Raw genomic sequence first — 16,126 nt, forward strand, 5'->3', positions numbered from 1 at the left:
GTCGACTGTCACCCGAAGAGATGGAGTATTTTCCCTATCAAACCAGCAAAAATAAAAATATAGAAAATAATTTTAATGATGCCCAGACAGCCCGGCCCACCATCATCAACAGGCATTGGCTGCGGTTGCGGCTCCGGTTCGACGGTTTGCTTCTCGGTAAAATTCGCCGACTGAATTAATAATCGACGAATAATTAATGCTTCCAGTGGGCAACGATCTTCTGCATCAAGACGAGCGACGATCGGCATTAATGATTCTTCTGTAGGCTGGTTCGCCAGTACTAATTGTTTAGCAACTAAATATAATGGCCATAAGGGATGCTCTGTATCACGCGTGAGTGAGATTCGCGGCTTACGCCCTTTGTGCAAAACCATCTCGACCAGAGAACGCCCCAGCGCAGAGAGTTTTTCATCGCTGAGTATTTCGTATAATTGAAAGCGCGTACGGGCGCTGTCGCCAGGAACATAAAGTAACGGTTTTCCCTGATCGTTAACCAGTTCACGAGCTTCAATCATCATCACCACTAACGGGTAATAATCGACCCGATGCTCACGGCACCATTGCAACATTAAAGCATCCGCCTGGGTAGAGGGAGACTCGCGCCAGTAATCACAAAGTTCTGCCAGCAGGTTTTCGCCTTCCCCACAATAGACGCGTTGCGCGTATTCATAATAACGCGCATCTTCATTATCAGGTTCAGCTTCCCGCCACGACCGAGCGTAATCCAGAAGTTCAGGTAATCCCAGGCGGCTTGAGGTATACCAGCACAGTAAATTTCTGTGCAGTTTTGCATCATCGGGGATAATCACTGCGCGATGTTGCGCTAAATACAGTGTCAGCCATTCTGGATGCGATGACCAAATCCGAGCGAACATTTGGTAAAAATCAATGGTGTCATTTTGCACGGCAACGGACAGATGCAGGATGGTCTGGAAGTTAAAAATATTCCCCTTCGCAATGGCATATAAAAAGGATTCCAGTTCTTCTTCGTCTATTTCCCCGGTGTTTTCCTCCTGCAACCACCGCAATCTTTCTGCTAATAACACCACGCACTCGAAGGATAAATGGGCAGTGTTCATAGCTATCGCGCACAACAACCAGCGTAATTCATCAATCTCTTCCATCGAGCAATAATTTAATTGCTGAATGAATCGCTGCCAGGCTGAGGGCAGAAAACGTTCGCTATCAGAGGCAAGTAACGCACGAAAGGCGAGCAGAATTTCATGTTCTGCAACTTCATGTTCTTCTGGTTGCCAAACAGATTTAGCTGGCGACTGCGCAATCCGTAGCGCGTCTTCATACGCCTGACGCAGTTGTTTAAAGCCCTGTGGATCGGTTTCTGGATGAAAGGACGGTAACAGCGCCAGATAAGCGCGACGGATAATATCGACATCAGTTGTTTCCTCTATGTCGAGGATCTTCCAGCAATTTTTCATAGGTCGCTCATATCCTTAAGCGTTTCCGGGCATGCGGGGTAGTCAGCCAGTTGTTGCCAGGGTAAGGTCGCGTAATATGCATCGTCACTGGCAAATAATTGATAAAACATATCATTGCCGGAATCGTCGTATTCTTTACGCGCTAAGAATTCATGTAATAAAGGCAGATTATCATCCTCGGGAGACTGCCAATATTGCCGACCAAAGGTATAACCGGCAAAGTATTGCCGCCAGTTACTATAATAACGTAGCGCCCGTAGATGAATGCGCGACTGGATCCATAGACTTTCTTCTTCACTCAACCAGTTATTAAGTACGCCCATTCGGCTTAAAAAACCCATCCGGACATAATCCCAGGCTTTGATCCCCCCTTCGCCACAGCATTCGGCGGTGCTGGCGACAAATTGCGCGTAAGCCTGACCTTGCTCATTTAATTCAGCAAGATAGTCACGCCATTCACATGGCGAATAACGAAACCAGTGGTGATAAAACCCAGCCAATCGTGCAGCATGACCGTTATCGATCATTCGGTGAATTGTGCGCAGCAGGTCATCACGGTCATCAATTCCCCAGGAGGAAGAAAGGTCAAAAAAGCATGTACCTAAATACATTTTGGGGGATGAATGAGAAGGTAAACAGCATTCATTGCGTATTTCCATCGGAGTGGAAAGTGCAAACAATATTTTTTGCGACTCCATGTCCATATAATTTATCCTTAAACATTCATTTAATGAATGCAAACCACATTACGAGGCTCATTTATTTATACTTTTCTGACGCAACATAATACGCATAAAATAAGGCTTACGCAAAAATGGAACATATAAAAATATAATATGCTTTATCTGCAACCATAAGGAAATGATAATGATTTTTACGTCAAGTTGCTGCGATAATTTATCAATAGATGAGATTATCGAACGTGCTGAACAAGGCGATAGTGAGGCTCAATATATTGTTGGATTTTATTACAATCGCGATAGCGCAATTGACTCTCCGGACGACGAAAAGGCCTTTTACTGGCTAAAGCTTGCCGCCGGGCAAGACCATTGTGAAGCACAATATTCCTTAGGGCGGAAATACTCCGAGGATAAAAGCCGTCATAAAGATAATGAGCAAGCCATCTTTTGGCTGAAAAAAGCTGCCCTACAAGGCCATACTTTCGCTTCCAACGTCCTTGGCTGGATACTGGATCGTGGAGAAGACCCCAACTATAAAGAAGCGGTTGCCTGGTATCAGATAGCCGCAGAGAGCGGAATGTCTTATGCGCAAAATAATCTTGGGTGGATGTACAGAAATGGCAACGGAGTCGCACAAGACTATACGCTGGCATTTTTCTGGTACAAACAAGCTGCATTGCAAGGCCATAGTGACGCGCAAGACAATCTGGCCGATCTTTACAAAGATGGAGAAGGCGTTGCTCAAAACAAGACACTCGCCGCATTCTGGTATTTGAAAAGCGCACAGCAGAGTAATCGGCACGCCCAGTTTCAAATTGCGTGGGCTTATAACGCTGGCGAAGGGGTAGACCAGGACTATAAACAAGCGATGTACTGGTATCTGAAGGCTGCCGCTCAGGGAAGCATCGGCGCTTACGTTAACATCGGCTATATGTATAAACATGGGCAAGGCGTTGAGAAAGATTATAACGCGGCCTTTGAATGGTTTACGAAAGCCGCTGAATGCGATCACGCCACTGCCTGGTATAACCTGGCCATTATGTATCACTACGGAGAAGGAAGACCTGTTGATCTCCGACAGGCTCTCGACCTGTATCGTAAAGTTCAGTCATCCGGTACCAGAGATGTCAGTCAAGAAATCCGTGAGATTGAAGATTTACTGTAGAGATAAAAACAAGGGCCGGGGAATTTCATTCGGCCCACATTCTCTTTATTAGTGTGCGAAATCAAACTATTACGGCTCGAACGGGCGTCTCTGGAACTGATCATGACCACACTTCGGGCATAGCGTCAGCACTTCCGGCGTGTAGATCGGGAGATGGAAGTGACATTTCTCGCAGACCAGATTCCCCAGCCCTACCACTTCTCCGCTGTGATAAACCCCGTGATGATTGAGATCCTGGAAAACTTCACGCCATTCAAGCTGCGTTTTATCGGTGATGTCCGCCAGTTCCTGCCAGAGGCTTTCTTTAATCACCCGCATAAAAACGCTGTCAGATTCTTCCTTCAGGCTCTCTTCATAACTCATGGCGAACTCTTCCAGGTCACGTCTGACGGCCCGAGTCAATTCATCGACCTCGGTCCGCGTTAACTCCCCTGTTTTTATTACACGCTCACGCGCCTGTTCTACCAGTGCATCGATATCGCGTTCGCCATTACGCAGTCGCTCGCTTAATGACGCCACCAGTTCACGGTAATATTGAGCAACCTTGTTCATCATTTCATCTCCCGTGTCGTTAACTGGCTATAATAATAGACGTTATTTACGCTCAACTTTGCAAGACTGCCCACAGAGTGTGTAAATTCGTGCAAGGATTACCGCTGTGCGATTTCAACGTCGAGTGCGCGAAAGGCTGTTTTGACGCGGACGTTTGGGCTATGCTATGCGGATCTGAAAAACCACCTCTAACGCTACTTTTGTAGCCGTAATGAAAACAGGACCACTGGCTGCCATGCAAGAGCAATACCGCCCGGAAGAGATAGAATCCAAAGTACAGCTTCATTGGGATGAGAAGCGCACATTTGAAGTAACCGAAGACGAGAGCAAAGAGAAGTATTACTGCCTGTCTATGCTTCCCTATCCTTCTGGTCGACTACACATGGGCCACGTACGTAACTACACCATCGGTGACGTGATCGCCCGTTACCAGCGCATGCTGGGCAAAAACGTTCTGCAGCCGATCGGCTGGGACGCGTTTGGTCTGCCTGCGGAAGGCGCGGCGGTAAAAAACAACACCGCGCCAGCACCGTGGACGTACGACAACATCGCGTACATGAAAAACCAGCTCAAAATGCTGGGCTTTGGTTATGACTGGAGCCGCGAGCTGGCAACCTGTACGCCGGAATACTACCGTTGGGAACAGAAATTCTTCACCGAGCTGTATAAAAAAGGTCTGGTATATAAGAAGACCTCTGCGGTCAACTGGTGCCCGAACGACCAGACCGTACTGGCGAACGAACAAGTTATCGACGGCTGCTGCTGGCGCTGCGATACCAAAGTTGAACGTAAAGAGATCCCGCAGTGGTTTATCAAAATCACCGCTTACGCTGACGAACTGCTCAACGATCTGGATAAACTGGATCACTGGCCAGACACCGTTAAAACCATGCAGCGTAACTGGATTGGTCGTTCCGAAGGCGTAGAAATCACCTTCAACGTTAACGACTATGACAACACGCTGACTGTTTATACTACTCGCCCGGACACCTTTATGGGTTGTACCTACCTGGCGGTAGCGGCAGGTCATCCGCTGGCGCAGAAAGCGGCGGAAAATAATCCAGAACTGGCGGCCTTTATTGACGAATGCCGTAACACCAAAGTTGCCGAAGCTGAAATGGCGACGATGGAGAAAAAAGGCGTCGATACTGGCTTTAAAGCGGTTCACCCATTAACGGGCGAAGAAATTCCGGTTTGGGCAGCAAACTTCGTATTGATGGAGTACGGCACGGGCGCAGTTATGGCGGTTCCGGGTCACGACCAGCGCGACTACGAGTTTGCCTCTAAATACGGCCTGAACATCAAACCGGTTATCCTGGCGGCTGATGGTTCTGAACCCGATCTTTCTCAGCAAGCCCTGACTGAAAAAGGCGTGCTGTTCAACTCTGGCGAGTTCAACGGTCTTGACCATGAAGCGGCCTTCAACGCCATCGCCGATAAACTGACTGCGATGGGCGTTGGCGAGCGTAAAGTGAACTACCGCCTGCGCGACTGGGGCGTTTCCCGTCAGCGTTACTGGGGCGCACCGATTCCGATGGTGACGCTGGAAGACGGTACTGTAATGCCGCCCCCGGACGACCAGCTGCCGGTGATCCTGCCGGAAGATGTGGTGATGGACGGCATTACCAGCCCGATTAAAGCAGATCCGGAGTGGGCGAAAACCACCGTTAACGGTATGCCAGCGCTGCGTGAAACCGACACTTTCGACACCTTTATGGAGTCCTCCTGGTACTATGCGCGCTACACTTGCCCAGAGTACAAAGAAGGTATGCTGGATTCCAAAGCGGCTAACTACTGGCTGCCGGTGGATATCTACATTGGTGGTATCGAACACGCCATCATGCACCTGCTCTACTTCCGCTTCTTCCACAAACTGATGCGTGATGCAGGCATGGTGAACTCTGACGAACCAGCGAAACAGTTGCTGTGTCAGGGTATGGTGCTGGCAGATGCCTTCTACTATGTTGGCGAAAACGGCGAACGTAACTGGGTTTCCCCGGTTGATGCTATCGTTGAACGTGACGAAAAAGGCCGTATCGTGAAAGCGAAAGACGCGGCAGGCCATGAACTGGTTTATACCGGCATGAGCAAAATGTCCAAGTCGAAGAACAACGGTATCGACCCGCAGGTGATGGTTGAACGTTACGGCGCGGACACCGTTCGTCTGTTTATGATGTTCGCTTCTCCGGCGGATATGACTCTTGAATGGCAGGAGTCCGGCGTGGAAGGGGCTAACCGCTTCCTGAAACGTGTCTGGAAACTGGTGTACGAGCATACTGCGAAAGGTGATGTTGCGGCACTGAACGTCGATGCACTGACTGAAGATCAGAAAGCGCTGCGTCGCGATGTGCATAAAACGATCGCTAAAGTGACCGATGATATCGGCCGTCGTCAGACCTTCAACACCGCAATTGCGGCGATTATGGAGCTGATGAACAAACTGGCGAAAGCACCGACCGATGGCGAGCAGGATCGCGCCCTGATGCAGGAAGCGCTGCTGGCGGTAGTTCGTATGCTTAACCCGTTCACCCCACACATCTGTTTCACGCTGTGGCAGGAGCTGAAAGGCGAAGGCGATATCGACAACGCGCCGTGGCCGGTGGCTGACGAAAAAGCGATGGTGGAAAACTCCACACTGGTCGTTGTTCAGGTTAACGGTAAAGTCCGTGCCAAAATCACCGTTCCGGTGGATGCAACGGAAGAACAGGTTCGCGAACGTGCAGGCCAGGAACATCTGGTAGCAAAATATCTTGATGGCGTTACCGTGCGTAAAGTGATTTACGTACCGGGTAAACTCCTCAATCTGGTCGTTGGCTAAGCGCGGGAGGAAGCGTGCGATATCTGGCAACATTGTTGTTATCTCTGGCGGTGTTAATCACCGCCGGGTGTGGCTGGCATCTGCGTGATACCACGCAGGTCCCTTCCACTATGAAGGTTATGATCCTGGACTCCGGTGACCCGAACGGGCCGTTAAGCCGTGCAGTGCGTAATCAGTTACGTCTGAACGGCGTCGAGTTGCTCGATAAAGAAACCACGCGTAAGGATGTTCCATCCCTGCGCCTGGGCGCTGTATCAATCTCACAGGATACCGCGTCGGTTTTCCGTAATGGTCAAACTGCGGAATATCAGATGGTGATGACGGTTAGCGCGTCGGTATTGATTCCTGGACGAGATATCTACCCGATTAGCGCCAAAGTCTTCCGTTCGTTCTTCGATAACCCGCAAATGGCGTTAGCGAAAGATAACGAGCAGGACATGATCATTAAAGAGATGTACGACCGTGCCGCCGAACAGCTTATTCGTAAGCTGCCAAGCATTCGCGCTGCGGACGTCCGTTCCGACGAAGAAACGTCGACAACAACGGATACCACAGCAACGCCTGCACGCGTCTCCACCACGCTGGGTAACTGATGATTCGGTTGTACCCGGAACAGCTCCGCGCGCAGCTCACTGAAGGGCTGCGCGCGGCCTATCTTTTACTTGGTAACGATCCCCTGTTGTTGCAAGAAAGCCAGGACGCCATTCGTCAGGTCGCCGCCGCACAAGGGTTTGAAGAACACCATACTTTTTCCATTGATCCCAACACGGACTGGAACGCAATATTTTCGCTATGCCAGGCAATGAGCCTGTTTGCCAGTCGGCAAACTTTGTTGTTAGTGCTACCTGAAAATGGACCAAATGCGGCGATCAATGAACAACTCCTCACGCTCACCGGATTGCTGCATGACGATCTACTGTTGATCGTCCGCGGTAATAAATTGAGCAAAGCGCAGGAAAATGCCGCCTGGTTTACTGCGCTTGCAAACCGTAGCGTGCAGGTTACTTGCCAGACCCCAGAACAAGCCCAGCTTCCTCGCTGGGTTGCCGCGCGAGCAAAACAGCTCAATTTAGAACTGGATGACGCGGCGAATCAGGTGCTCTGCTACTGTTATGAAGGAAACCTGCTGGCGCTGGCACAGGCACTGGAGCGTTTATCGCTACTCTGGCCGGACGGCAAACTGACACTGCCGCGCGTTGAGCAAGCGGTGAATGATGCCGCTCATTTCACCCCTTTTCATTGGGTTGACGCTTTGTTGGGTGGCAAAAGCAAGCGTGCATTGCATATTCTTCAGCAGTTGCGCCTGGAAGGCAGTGAGCCGGTGATTTTGTTGCGCACTTTGCAACGTGAGCTGTTGCTGCTGGTTAATCTGAAGCGTCAGTCTGCTTATACTCCACTGCGTACGCTGTTTGACAAGCATCGGGTATGGCAGAACCGTCGTAACATGATTAGCGAAGCGCTAAATCGCCTGAGTCAGCCACAGTTACGTCAGGCTGTACAACTCCTGACACGAACGGAACTTACTCTCAAACAAGATTACGGTCAGTCCGTGTGGGCAGAACTGGAGGGATTATCTCTTCTTTTGTGTCATAAACCACTGGCAGACGTATTTATCGACGGTTGATATGAAATCTTTACAAGCTCTGTTTGGCGGCACCTTCGACCCGGTGCACTATGGTCATCTAAAACCTGTGGAAACGCTGGCGAATCTGATTGGTCTGACGCGAGTAACGATTATCCCTAACAACGTTCCTCCGCATCGCCCCCAGCCTGAAGCGAACAGCGTGCAGCGAAAACACATGCTTGAACTGGCGATTGCCGACAAGTCGCTGTTTACCCTTGATGAACGCGAGTTAAAGCGTAATGCCCCCTCTTACACGTCGCAGACGTTAAAAGAGTGGCGGCAGGAGCAAGGCCCAGATGTGCCGCTGGCGTTTATTATCGGTCAGGACTCGCTGCTGAACTGTCCGACCTGGTATGAATACGAAACGATTCTCGACAATGCACATTTGATAGTCTGTCGACGTCCAGGTTATCCGCTGGAAATGGCACAACCGCAGTACCAGCAGTGGCTGGAAGATCATTTGACGCATAATCCGGAAGATCTGCATCTTCAGCCTGCTGGTAAAATTTATCTCGCCGAAACGCCGTGGTTCAACATCTCGGCGACAATCATCCGCGAACGTTTGCAAAACGGCGAATCTTGTGAGGAATTGTTACCAGAATCAGTACTGACTTACATTAACCAACAAGGCTTGTATCGCTGATATCTGCCGTCACGGAGGGAATGATGCGACTGTGGTTAATTCGTCACGGTGAAACGCAAGCGAATGTCGACGGGTTATACAGCGGTCATGCGCCTACACCACTTACGGAGCGCGGTATCGCGCAGGCGAAAAGCTTGCATACACTGCTACGTGATGTTCCCTTCGATAGGGTTTTATGCAGTGAACTGGAACGGGCGCAGCACACCGCGCGCCTGGTTCTTGACGACCGTCAACTCCCTGTGCAAATCATCCCTGAACTCAACGAAATGTTTTTTGGTGACTGGGAAATGCGGCATCATCGCGAGCTGATGCAAGAAGATGCCGAAAACTATAGTGCCTGGTGCAATGACTGGCAGCATACCGTCCCTACTCGCGGTGAAGGCTTTCAGGCATTTTCACAGCGGATAGAAAGGTTTATTGCCGGACTTGGTGAGTATCAGCAGCACAAAAACATATTGATCGTTAGCCACCAGGGTGTGTTGAGCCTGTTGATTGCCCGCTTAATCGGCATGCCTCCCGAGGCAATGTGGCATTTTCGTGTAGACCAGGGCTGCTGGAGCGCCATTGATATCAATGACGAGTTCGCAACACTACGCGTCCTCAATAGCCGCGCCATCTGGTGCGAAGATGCATAACTTTTCTGTTTTTTTACAGGTAAGCCGCAACGGACATTGACAGGCCCGGGCAGGCTGATATTCTCCGCAACCTGACTTTTCCGCCATACACGACTTTGTAGAAATTGTTTTACAAAAATGGCGATGCAATCTGTGGCGCGGGGTGGGATGATAGCCCACTTTCAAGAGCCGATTTGCTGACATTTGTCCCGAAATCGCCTCTGCTTCAGGTATACTGACAGACCATTTTTATCTTTTTTATTTCACCCAGGGGGAAAACTTGCAGGGTAAAGCACTCCAGGATTTTGTTATCGACAAAATTGATGACCTCAAAGGTCAGGACATCATCGCCTTAGACGTTCAGGGCAAATCCAGTATCACCGACTGTATGATCATCTGTACGGGTACATCCAGCCGCCATGTTATGTCCATTGCTGACCACGTGGTTCAGGAATCTCGCGCTGCGGGTTTATTGCCTCTCGGCGTTGAAGGTGAAAACGGCGCCGACTGGATTGTGGTCGATCTGGGTGATGTGATTGTCCATGTTATGCAGGAAGAGAGCCGTCGCCTGTATGAGCTGGAAAAACTCTGGAGTTAATGCGTGAAGCTGCAACTTGTCGCCGTGGGAACGAAAATGCCGGACTGGGTACAAACCGGTTTTACCGAGTACCTGCGTCGTTTTCCGAAAGATATGCCTTTTGAACTGATTGAAATTCCGGCGGGAAAACGCGGCAAGAACGCGGATATCAAGCGCATACTCGACAAAGAGGGTGAGCAAATGCTGGCGGCTGCCGGTAAAAACCGCATTGTCACCCTCGATATCCCAGGCAAGCCCTGGGACACGCCGCAGTTAGCCGCTGAACTGGAACGCTGGAAGCTGGATGGCCGCGATGTCAGCTTGCTGATTGGCGGGCCGGAAGGGTTATCGCCTGCCTGTAAAGCGGCGGCAGAACAAAGCTGGTCACTTTCGGCGCTTACCCTCCCCCATCCGCTGGTTCGCGTACTGGTCGCAGAGAGTCTGTACCGGGCGTGGAGCATTACCACCAACCATCCTTATCACCGTGAGTGATATGGTAGCCTTAAGTAGAAAACGCAGCGGATGAAATTACAGAACTCTTTTCGCGACTATTCGGCAGAGTCCGCGCTGTTTGTGCGCCGGGCGCTGGTCGCCTTTTTGGGGATTTTGCTGCTAACCGGCGTGCTCATCGCCAACTTGTATAACCTACAAATTGTTCGCTTTACCGATTACCAGACCCGTTCTAATGAAAACCGCATTAAGCTGGTGCCTATCGCCCCCAGCCGCGGCATTATCTACGACCGTAACGGTATCCCTCTGGCGCTCAACCGAACTATCTATCAGATAGAGATGATGCCGGAGAAAGTCGATAACGTGCAGCAGACTCTGGACGCCCTGCGCAGCGTGGTTGACCTGACCGATGACGATATCGCCGCGTTTCGAAAGGAGCGTGCACGTTCGCACCGTTTTACCTCTATTCCGGTGAAAACCAACCTGACTGAAGTTCAGGTGGCGCGTTTCGCCGTTAACCAGTACCGTTTTCCAGGTGTGGAAGTTAAAGGCTATAAACGTCGTTACTATCCCTATGGTTCAGCGTTGACCCACGTTATCGGTTATGTCTCGAAAATTAACGATAAAGACGTCGAGCGACTAAATAATGACGGCAAACTGGCCAACTATGCCGCAACACATGATATCGGCAAGCTGGGGATTGAACGTTACTACGAAGATGTTCTGCACGGCCAGACGGGTTATGAAGAAGTTGAAGTTAACAACCGCGGTCGCGTCATCCGCCAGTTAAAAGAAGTATCGCCGCAGGCCGGGCATGATATTTACCTGACAATTGATCTCAAGCTCCAGCAGTATATTGAAACACTGCTGGCGGGCAGTCGTGCCGCTGTTGTAGTCACCGATCCGCGTACAGGTGGCGTGCTGGCGCTGGTTTCCACGCCAAGTTACGACCCTAACCTGTTTGTTGACGGTATCTCCAGCAAAGATTATTCCGCGTTGCTGAACGACCCGAACACACCACTGGTGAACCGTGCCACGCAGGGGGTTTATCCGCCAGCGTCGACGGTTAAACCTTATGTGGCGGTTTCGGCATTAAGTGCAGGGGTGATCACCCGTAATACCAGCCTGTTTGATCCTGGATGGTGGCAGTTGCCAGGGTCTGAAAAGCGTTATCGTGACTGGAAAAAATGGGGCCACGGTCGCCTGAATGTCACTAAATCGCTGGAAGAGTCAGCAGATACCTTCTTCTATCAGGTTGCCTACGATATGGGCATCGACCGTCTTTCTGAATGGATGGGTAAATTTGGCTACGGTCATTACACCGGTATCGACCTGTCGGAAGAACGTTCCGGTAATATGCCGACCCGCGAATGGAAACAGAAACGCTTTAAAAAACCGTGGTATCAGGGTGACACCATTCCGGTCGGTATCGGTCAGGGGTACTGGACAGCGACCCCTATCCAGATGAACAAAGCACTGATGATCCTGATTAACGACGGTATTGTGAAGGTTCCGCATTTGCTGATGAGCACCGCCGAAAATGGCAAACAAGTGCCGTGGGTACAGCCGCATGAACCGCCGGTAGGCGATATTCATTCTGGTTACTGGGAACTGGCGAAAGACGGCATGTTTGGTGTTGCTAACCGTCCTAACGGTACGGCACATAAATACTTTGCCAGCGCGCCCTACAAAATTGCGGCGAAATCCGGTACCGCGCAGGTCTTCGGCCTGAAGGCGAACGAAACCTATAATGCGCACAAAATTGCCGAGCGTCTGCGCGACCACAAACTGATGACCGCGTTTGCGCCGTATAACAATCCGCAAGTCGCTGTCGCTATGATTCTGGAAAACGGCGGGGCTGGCCCGGCGGTCGGTACGCTGATGCGCCAGATCCTCGACCATATTATGCTTGGTGACAACAACACCGATCTGCCTGCAGAAAACCCGGCGGTTACTGCTGCGGAGGACCATTAATCATGACGGATAATCCGAATAAAAAAACATTCTGGGATAAAGTCCATCTTGATCCCACAATGCTACTGATCTTACTGGCATTACTGGTCTACAGCGCCCTGGTAATCTGGAGCGCCAGCGGCCAGGACATCGGCATGATGGAGCGTAAAATCGGCCAGATCGCGATGGGGCTGGTCATTATGGTGGTGATGGCCCAAATTCCGCCGCGCGTTTATGAAGGCTGGGCGCCCTATCTCTATATCATCTGTATTATTTTGCTGGTAGCGGTAGATGCCTTTGGGGCCATCTCCAAAGGCGCTCAACGTTGGCTGGATCTCGGTATCGTTCGTTTCCAGCCCTCGGAAATCGCCAAAATAGCTGTGCCGCTCATGGTGGCTCGCTTTATCAACCGTGACGTTTGCCCGCCGTCGTTAAAAAATACCGCCATCGCGCTGGTGCTGATTTTTATGCCCACGTTGCTGGTGGCAGCGCAGCCTGACCTGGGGACCTCAATCCTCGTTGCGCTTTCCGGTCTGTTTGTACTGTTTCTCTCCGGACTTAGCTGGCGCCTGATTGGCGTTGCAGTGGTACTGGTGGCAGCATTTATCCCAATCTTGTGGTTCTTCCTGATGCATGATTACCAGCGCCAGCGCGTAATGATGCTACTCGACCCGGAATCAGACCCACTTGGCGCGGGCTATCACATTATTCAGTCTAAAATTGCTATTGGCTCCGGCGGATTACGCGGTAAAGGCTGGCTGCACGGTACCCAGTCACAGCTTGAATTTCTGCCCGAACGCCATACCGATTTTATCTTCGCGGTACTGGCGGAAGAGTTGGGATTAGTGGGTATTTTGATTTTGCTTGCTCTCTATATTCTGCTCATCATGCGCGGACTGTGGATTGCAGCCAGAGCACAAACTACCTTTGGTCGCGTCATGGCTGGCGGCTTAATGCTGATATTATTCGTTTATGTCTTCGTAAATATTGGTATGGTAAGCGGTATTCTGCCGGTTGTAGGGGTTCCACTCCCGCTGGTCAGTTATGGAGGATCGGCGCTCATAGTGCTGATGGCTGGGTTTGGGATTGTGATGTCAATCCACACCCACAGGAAAATGTTGTCGAAAAGCGTGTAAGAGGTGCGAATGCGTAAGCAGTGGCTCGGGATCTGCATCGCGGCAGGAATGCTCGCGGCATGTACTAGCGATGATGGTCAGCAACAGACGGTAAGTGTGCCGCAGCCTGCGGTATGTAACGGCCCTATAGTTGAAATTAGCGGGGCGGAACCACGTTTCGAACCACTGAACGCGACGGCAAATCAGGATTATCAGCGCGACGGCAGAAGCTACAAAATCGTGCAGGACCCTTCACGCTTTAGCCAGGCGGGCCTTGCAGCCATTTATGATGCCGAACCAGGCAGCAATCTGACGGCATCTGGCGAAGCATTTGATCCAACGCAGCTGACGGCGGCGCATCCAACGCTCCCCATCCCCAGCTACGCCAGAATCACCAACCTGGCTAACGGGCGGATGATCGTGGTGCGCATTAACGATCGCGGTCCCTACGGCAACGACCGTGTGATTTCACTTTCACGCGCGGCAGCTGACCGTCTTAACACCTCGAACAATACAAAAGTTCGTATCGATCCTATTATCGTCGCCCAGGATGGTTCATTTTCTGGCCCAGGCATGGCGTGTACTACCATTGCCAAGCAGACTTACGCCCTGCCCGCGCCGCCCGATTTAAACGGCGGCAGCGGAACAAACTCTATGTCTGTCCCGCAGGGTGATATTCTCCCGGTCAGCAACTCGACGCTGAAAAGCGAAGATCCGACCGCGCGCCGGTAACCAGCAGCGGCTTCCTCGGTGCACCGACCACCCTGGCGCCCGGCGTACTGGAAGGCAGCGAACCGACGCCTGCACCACAGCCCGTTGTCACCGCTCCTGCAACAACACCTGCAATGGTGACACCGCAAGCCGCTTCGCAAAGCGCCAGCGGTAACTTTATGGTGCAAGTGGGGGCCGTTAGCGATCAGGCACGCGCGCAACAGTATCAACAGCAACTGGGACAAAAATTCGGTGTACCCGGTCGCGTGACCCAAAACGGCGCGGTCTGGCGTATTCAGCTTGGTCCATTCGCCAACAAAGCTGAAGCCAGTGCCTTACAGCAACGTTTACAAACCGAAGCCCAATTACAGTCATTTATTACCACCGCGCAATAACGTAAAGCAGGCATCTGAAATGTCAATTTCTGTAAATGACGTTAACAAAGTCACGCGGAAAGTCAGATGCCTGGCGGTAGTGCATTTGCTATAGTAGGGCACTTATTTTAAATTCCATCACGGATGTCGTAGTTCAGACCATGAATACCATTTTTTCCGCTCGTATCATGAAGCGCCTGGCGCTCACCACGGCTCTTTGCACAGCCTTTATCTCTGCTGCACATGCCGATGACCTGAATATCAAAACCATGATCCCGGGTGTACCGCAGATCGACGCGGAGTCTTACATCCTGATCGACTATAACTCCGGCAAAGTGCTCGCCGAGCAAAATGCGGATGTCCGTCGCGACCCTGCAAGTCTGACCAAAATGATGACCAGCTACGTTATCGGCCAGGCAATGAAAGCAGGTAAATTCAAAGAATCTGATTTAGTGACCATCGGCAATGACGCCTGGGCCACCGGTAACCCGGTGTTCAGAGGTTCTTCGCTGATGTTCCTCAAACCTGGCATGCAGGTACCGGTTTCTCAGCTTATCCGTGGTATCAACCTGCAATCTGGTAACGATGCTTGTGTTGCCATGGCTGACTTCGCCGCCGGTAGCCAGGATGCTTTCGTTGGTCTGATGAACAGTTACGTTAACGCCCTGGGCCTGAAAAATACCCACTTCCAGACTGTACACGGTCTGGACGCTGACGGTCAGTACAGCTCCGCGCGTGATATGGCGCTGATCGGTCAGGCCCTGATTCGTGATGTACCTAACGAATACGCTATCTATAAAGAGAAAGAGTTTACCTTTAACGGTATTCGCCAGCTCAACCGTAACGGTCTGCTATGGGATAACAGCCTGAATGTCGACGGTATCAAAACTGGCCATACTGACAAGGCGGGCTACAACCTTGTCGCCTCCGCAACGGAAGGTCAGATGCGTCTGATCTCCGCAGTCATGGGCGGACGCACGTTCAAAGGCCGTGAAACCGAAAGTAAAAAACTGCTGACCTGGGGCTTCCGTTTCTTCGAAACGGTTAACCCGCTGAAAGTTGGCAAAGAGTTCGCCTCTGAACCGGTATGGTTTGGTAATACTGACCGCGCTTCGTTAGGGGTTGATAAAGACGTTTACCTGACCATTCCGCGTGGCCGCATGAAAGACCTGAAAGCCAGCTACGTGCTGAACAGCAGTGAACTGCATGCGCCGCTGCAAAAGAACCAGGTCGTTGGCACCATCAACTTCCAGCTTGATGGCAAAACTATCGAACAACGCCCGCTGGTGGTGTTACAGGAAATTCCGGAAGGTAACTTCTTCGGCAAAATCATTGATTACATTAAATTAATGTTCCATCACTGGTTTGGCTAAAAATTGAACACTTGAAAGTGTAATTTCCGCCCCCATATACT

General features: G+C 51.0%; 14 protein-coding genes and 1 pseudogene. 12 read left to right on the forward strand and 3 right to left on the reverse strand.

Annotated features, from left to right (window positions below; all coding sequences use genetic code 11):
* Nucleotides 1-8 precede the first annotated feature (8 nt).
* Nucleotides 9-1,436: a J domain-containing protein gene (locus tag FFT88_RS08415; RefSeq protein WP_135404605.1), complete on the reverse strand. Its 1,428-nt coding sequence runs from the start codon at nucleotides 1,434-1,436 to the stop codon at nucleotides 9-11.
* Entirely contained in the window at nucleotides 1,433-2,140 is a 708-nt protein-coding gene (locus FFT88_RS08420; protein WP_135404606.1) for a DUF1266 domain-containing protein, read from the reverse strand. Before FFT88_RS08420 ends, FFT88_RS08415 begins: the two co-directional genes overlap by 4 nt.
* A 163-nt stretch (nucleotides 2,141-2,303) precedes the next feature.
* On the opposite strand from FFT88_RS08420, the gene ybeQ reads away from it, so the two are divergent.
* The gene (gene ybeQ, locus FFT88_RS08425) at nucleotides 2,304-3,281 is read left to right on the forward strand and encodes a Sel1 family TPR-like repeat protein YbeQ (protein WP_135404607.1); all 978 of its coding nucleotides are present in this window, start codon (nucleotides 2,304-2,306) and stop codon (nucleotides 3,279-3,281) included.
* 69 nt (nucleotides 3,282-3,350) lie between these two features.
* Here ybeQ and FFT88_RS08430 read toward each other — a convergent pair whose 3' ends face one another.
* Entirely contained in the window at nucleotides 3,351-3,833 is a 483-nt protein-coding gene (locus FFT88_RS08430; RefSeq protein WP_001044880.1) for a zinc ribbon-containing protein, read from the reverse strand.
* Nucleotides 3,834-4,068: 235 nt separating this feature from the next.
* Here FFT88_RS08430 and leuS point away from each other — a divergent pair, with 235 nt between their 5' ends.
* From leuS to dacA, 11 genes and pseudogenes are all read left to right on the forward strand, one after another.
* The gene (leuS, locus tag FFT88_RS08435) at nucleotides 4,069-6,651 is read left to right on the forward strand and encodes a leucine--tRNA ligase (protein WP_135404608.1); all 2,583 of its coding nucleotides are present in this window, start codon (nucleotides 4,069-4,071) and stop codon (nucleotides 6,649-6,651) included.
* 14 nt (nucleotides 6,652-6,665) lie between these two features.
* Nucleotides 6,666-7,244 (forward strand): LPS assembly lipoprotein LptE, encoded by a 579-nt coding sequence (gene lptE / locus FFT88_RS08440; RefSeq protein ID WP_064528965.1) that lies wholly within the window; start codon nucleotides 6,666-6,668, stop codon nucleotides 7,242-7,244.
* On the forward strand, nucleotides 7,244-8,275 hold the full coding sequence (gene holA / locus FFT88_RS08445; protein ID WP_135404609.1) for a DNA polymerase III subunit delta: 1,032 nt from the start codon (nucleotides 7,244-7,246) through the stop codon (nucleotides 8,273-8,275). Before lptE ends, holA begins: the two co-directional genes overlap by 1 nt.
* Before the next feature lies 1 nt (nucleotide 8,276).
* Nucleotides 8,277-8,918: a nicotinate-nucleotide adenylyltransferase gene (nadD, locus tag FFT88_RS08450; protein WP_135404610.1), complete on the forward strand. Its 642-nt coding sequence runs from the start codon at nucleotides 8,277-8,279 to the stop codon at nucleotides 8,916-8,918.
* Nucleotides 8,919-8,941: 23 nt separating this feature from the next.
* Nucleotides 8,942-9,553, forward strand: coding sequence for an adenosylcobalamin/alpha-ribazole phosphatase (locus FFT88_RS08455; protein ID WP_135404663.1), 612 nt, complete (start codon nucleotides 8,942-8,944; stop codon nucleotides 9,551-9,553).
* Nucleotides 9,554-9,812: 259 nt separating this feature from the next.
* Complete coding sequence (rsfS, locus tag FFT88_RS08460) at nucleotides 9,813-10,130, forward strand: ribosome silencing factor (protein ID WP_001161662.1); 318 nt, start codon at nucleotides 9,813-9,815, stop codon at nucleotides 10,128-10,130.
* A gap of 3 nt (nucleotides 10,131-10,133) precedes the next feature.
* Complete coding sequence (gene rlmH, locus FFT88_RS08465; RefSeq protein WP_000776104.1) at nucleotides 10,134-10,601, forward strand: 23S rRNA (pseudouridine(1915)-N(3))-methyltransferase RlmH; 468 nt, start codon at nucleotides 10,134-10,136, stop codon at nucleotides 10,599-10,601.
* 30 nt (nucleotides 10,602-10,631) lie between these two features.
* The gene (mrdA, locus tag FFT88_RS08470) at nucleotides 10,632-12,533 is read left to right on the forward strand and encodes a peptidoglycan DD-transpeptidase MrdA (RefSeq protein WP_130219433.1); all 1,902 of its coding nucleotides are present in this window, start codon (nucleotides 10,632-10,634) and stop codon (nucleotides 12,531-12,533) included.
* A gap of 2 nt (nucleotides 12,534-12,535) precedes the next feature.
* The gene (mrdB, locus tag FFT88_RS08475; protein WP_000131717.1) at nucleotides 12,536-13,648 is read left to right on the forward strand and encodes a peptidoglycan glycosyltransferase MrdB; all 1,113 of its coding nucleotides are present in this window, start codon (nucleotides 12,536-12,538) and stop codon (nucleotides 13,646-13,648) included.
* A 9-nt stretch (nucleotides 13,649-13,657) separates the two neighbouring features.
* Nucleotides 13,658-14,733, forward strand: a pseudogene (rlpA, locus tag FFT88_RS08480) (endolytic peptidoglycan transglycosylase RlpA).
* A gap of 140 nt (nucleotides 14,734-14,873) precedes the next feature.
* Complete coding sequence (gene dacA / locus FFT88_RS08485; RefSeq protein WP_064528971.1) at nucleotides 14,874-16,085, forward strand: D-alanyl-D-alanine carboxypeptidase DacA; 1,212 nt, start codon at nucleotides 14,874-14,876, stop codon at nucleotides 16,083-16,085.
* The last annotated feature ends 41 nt before the right edge of the window (nucleotides 16,086-16,126 follow it).

The sequence above is a fragment of the Escherichia sp. E4930 genome (assembly GCF_005845405.1).
Lineage (GTDB): Bacteria > Pseudomonadota > Gammaproteobacteria > Enterobacterales > Enterobacteriaceae > Escherichia.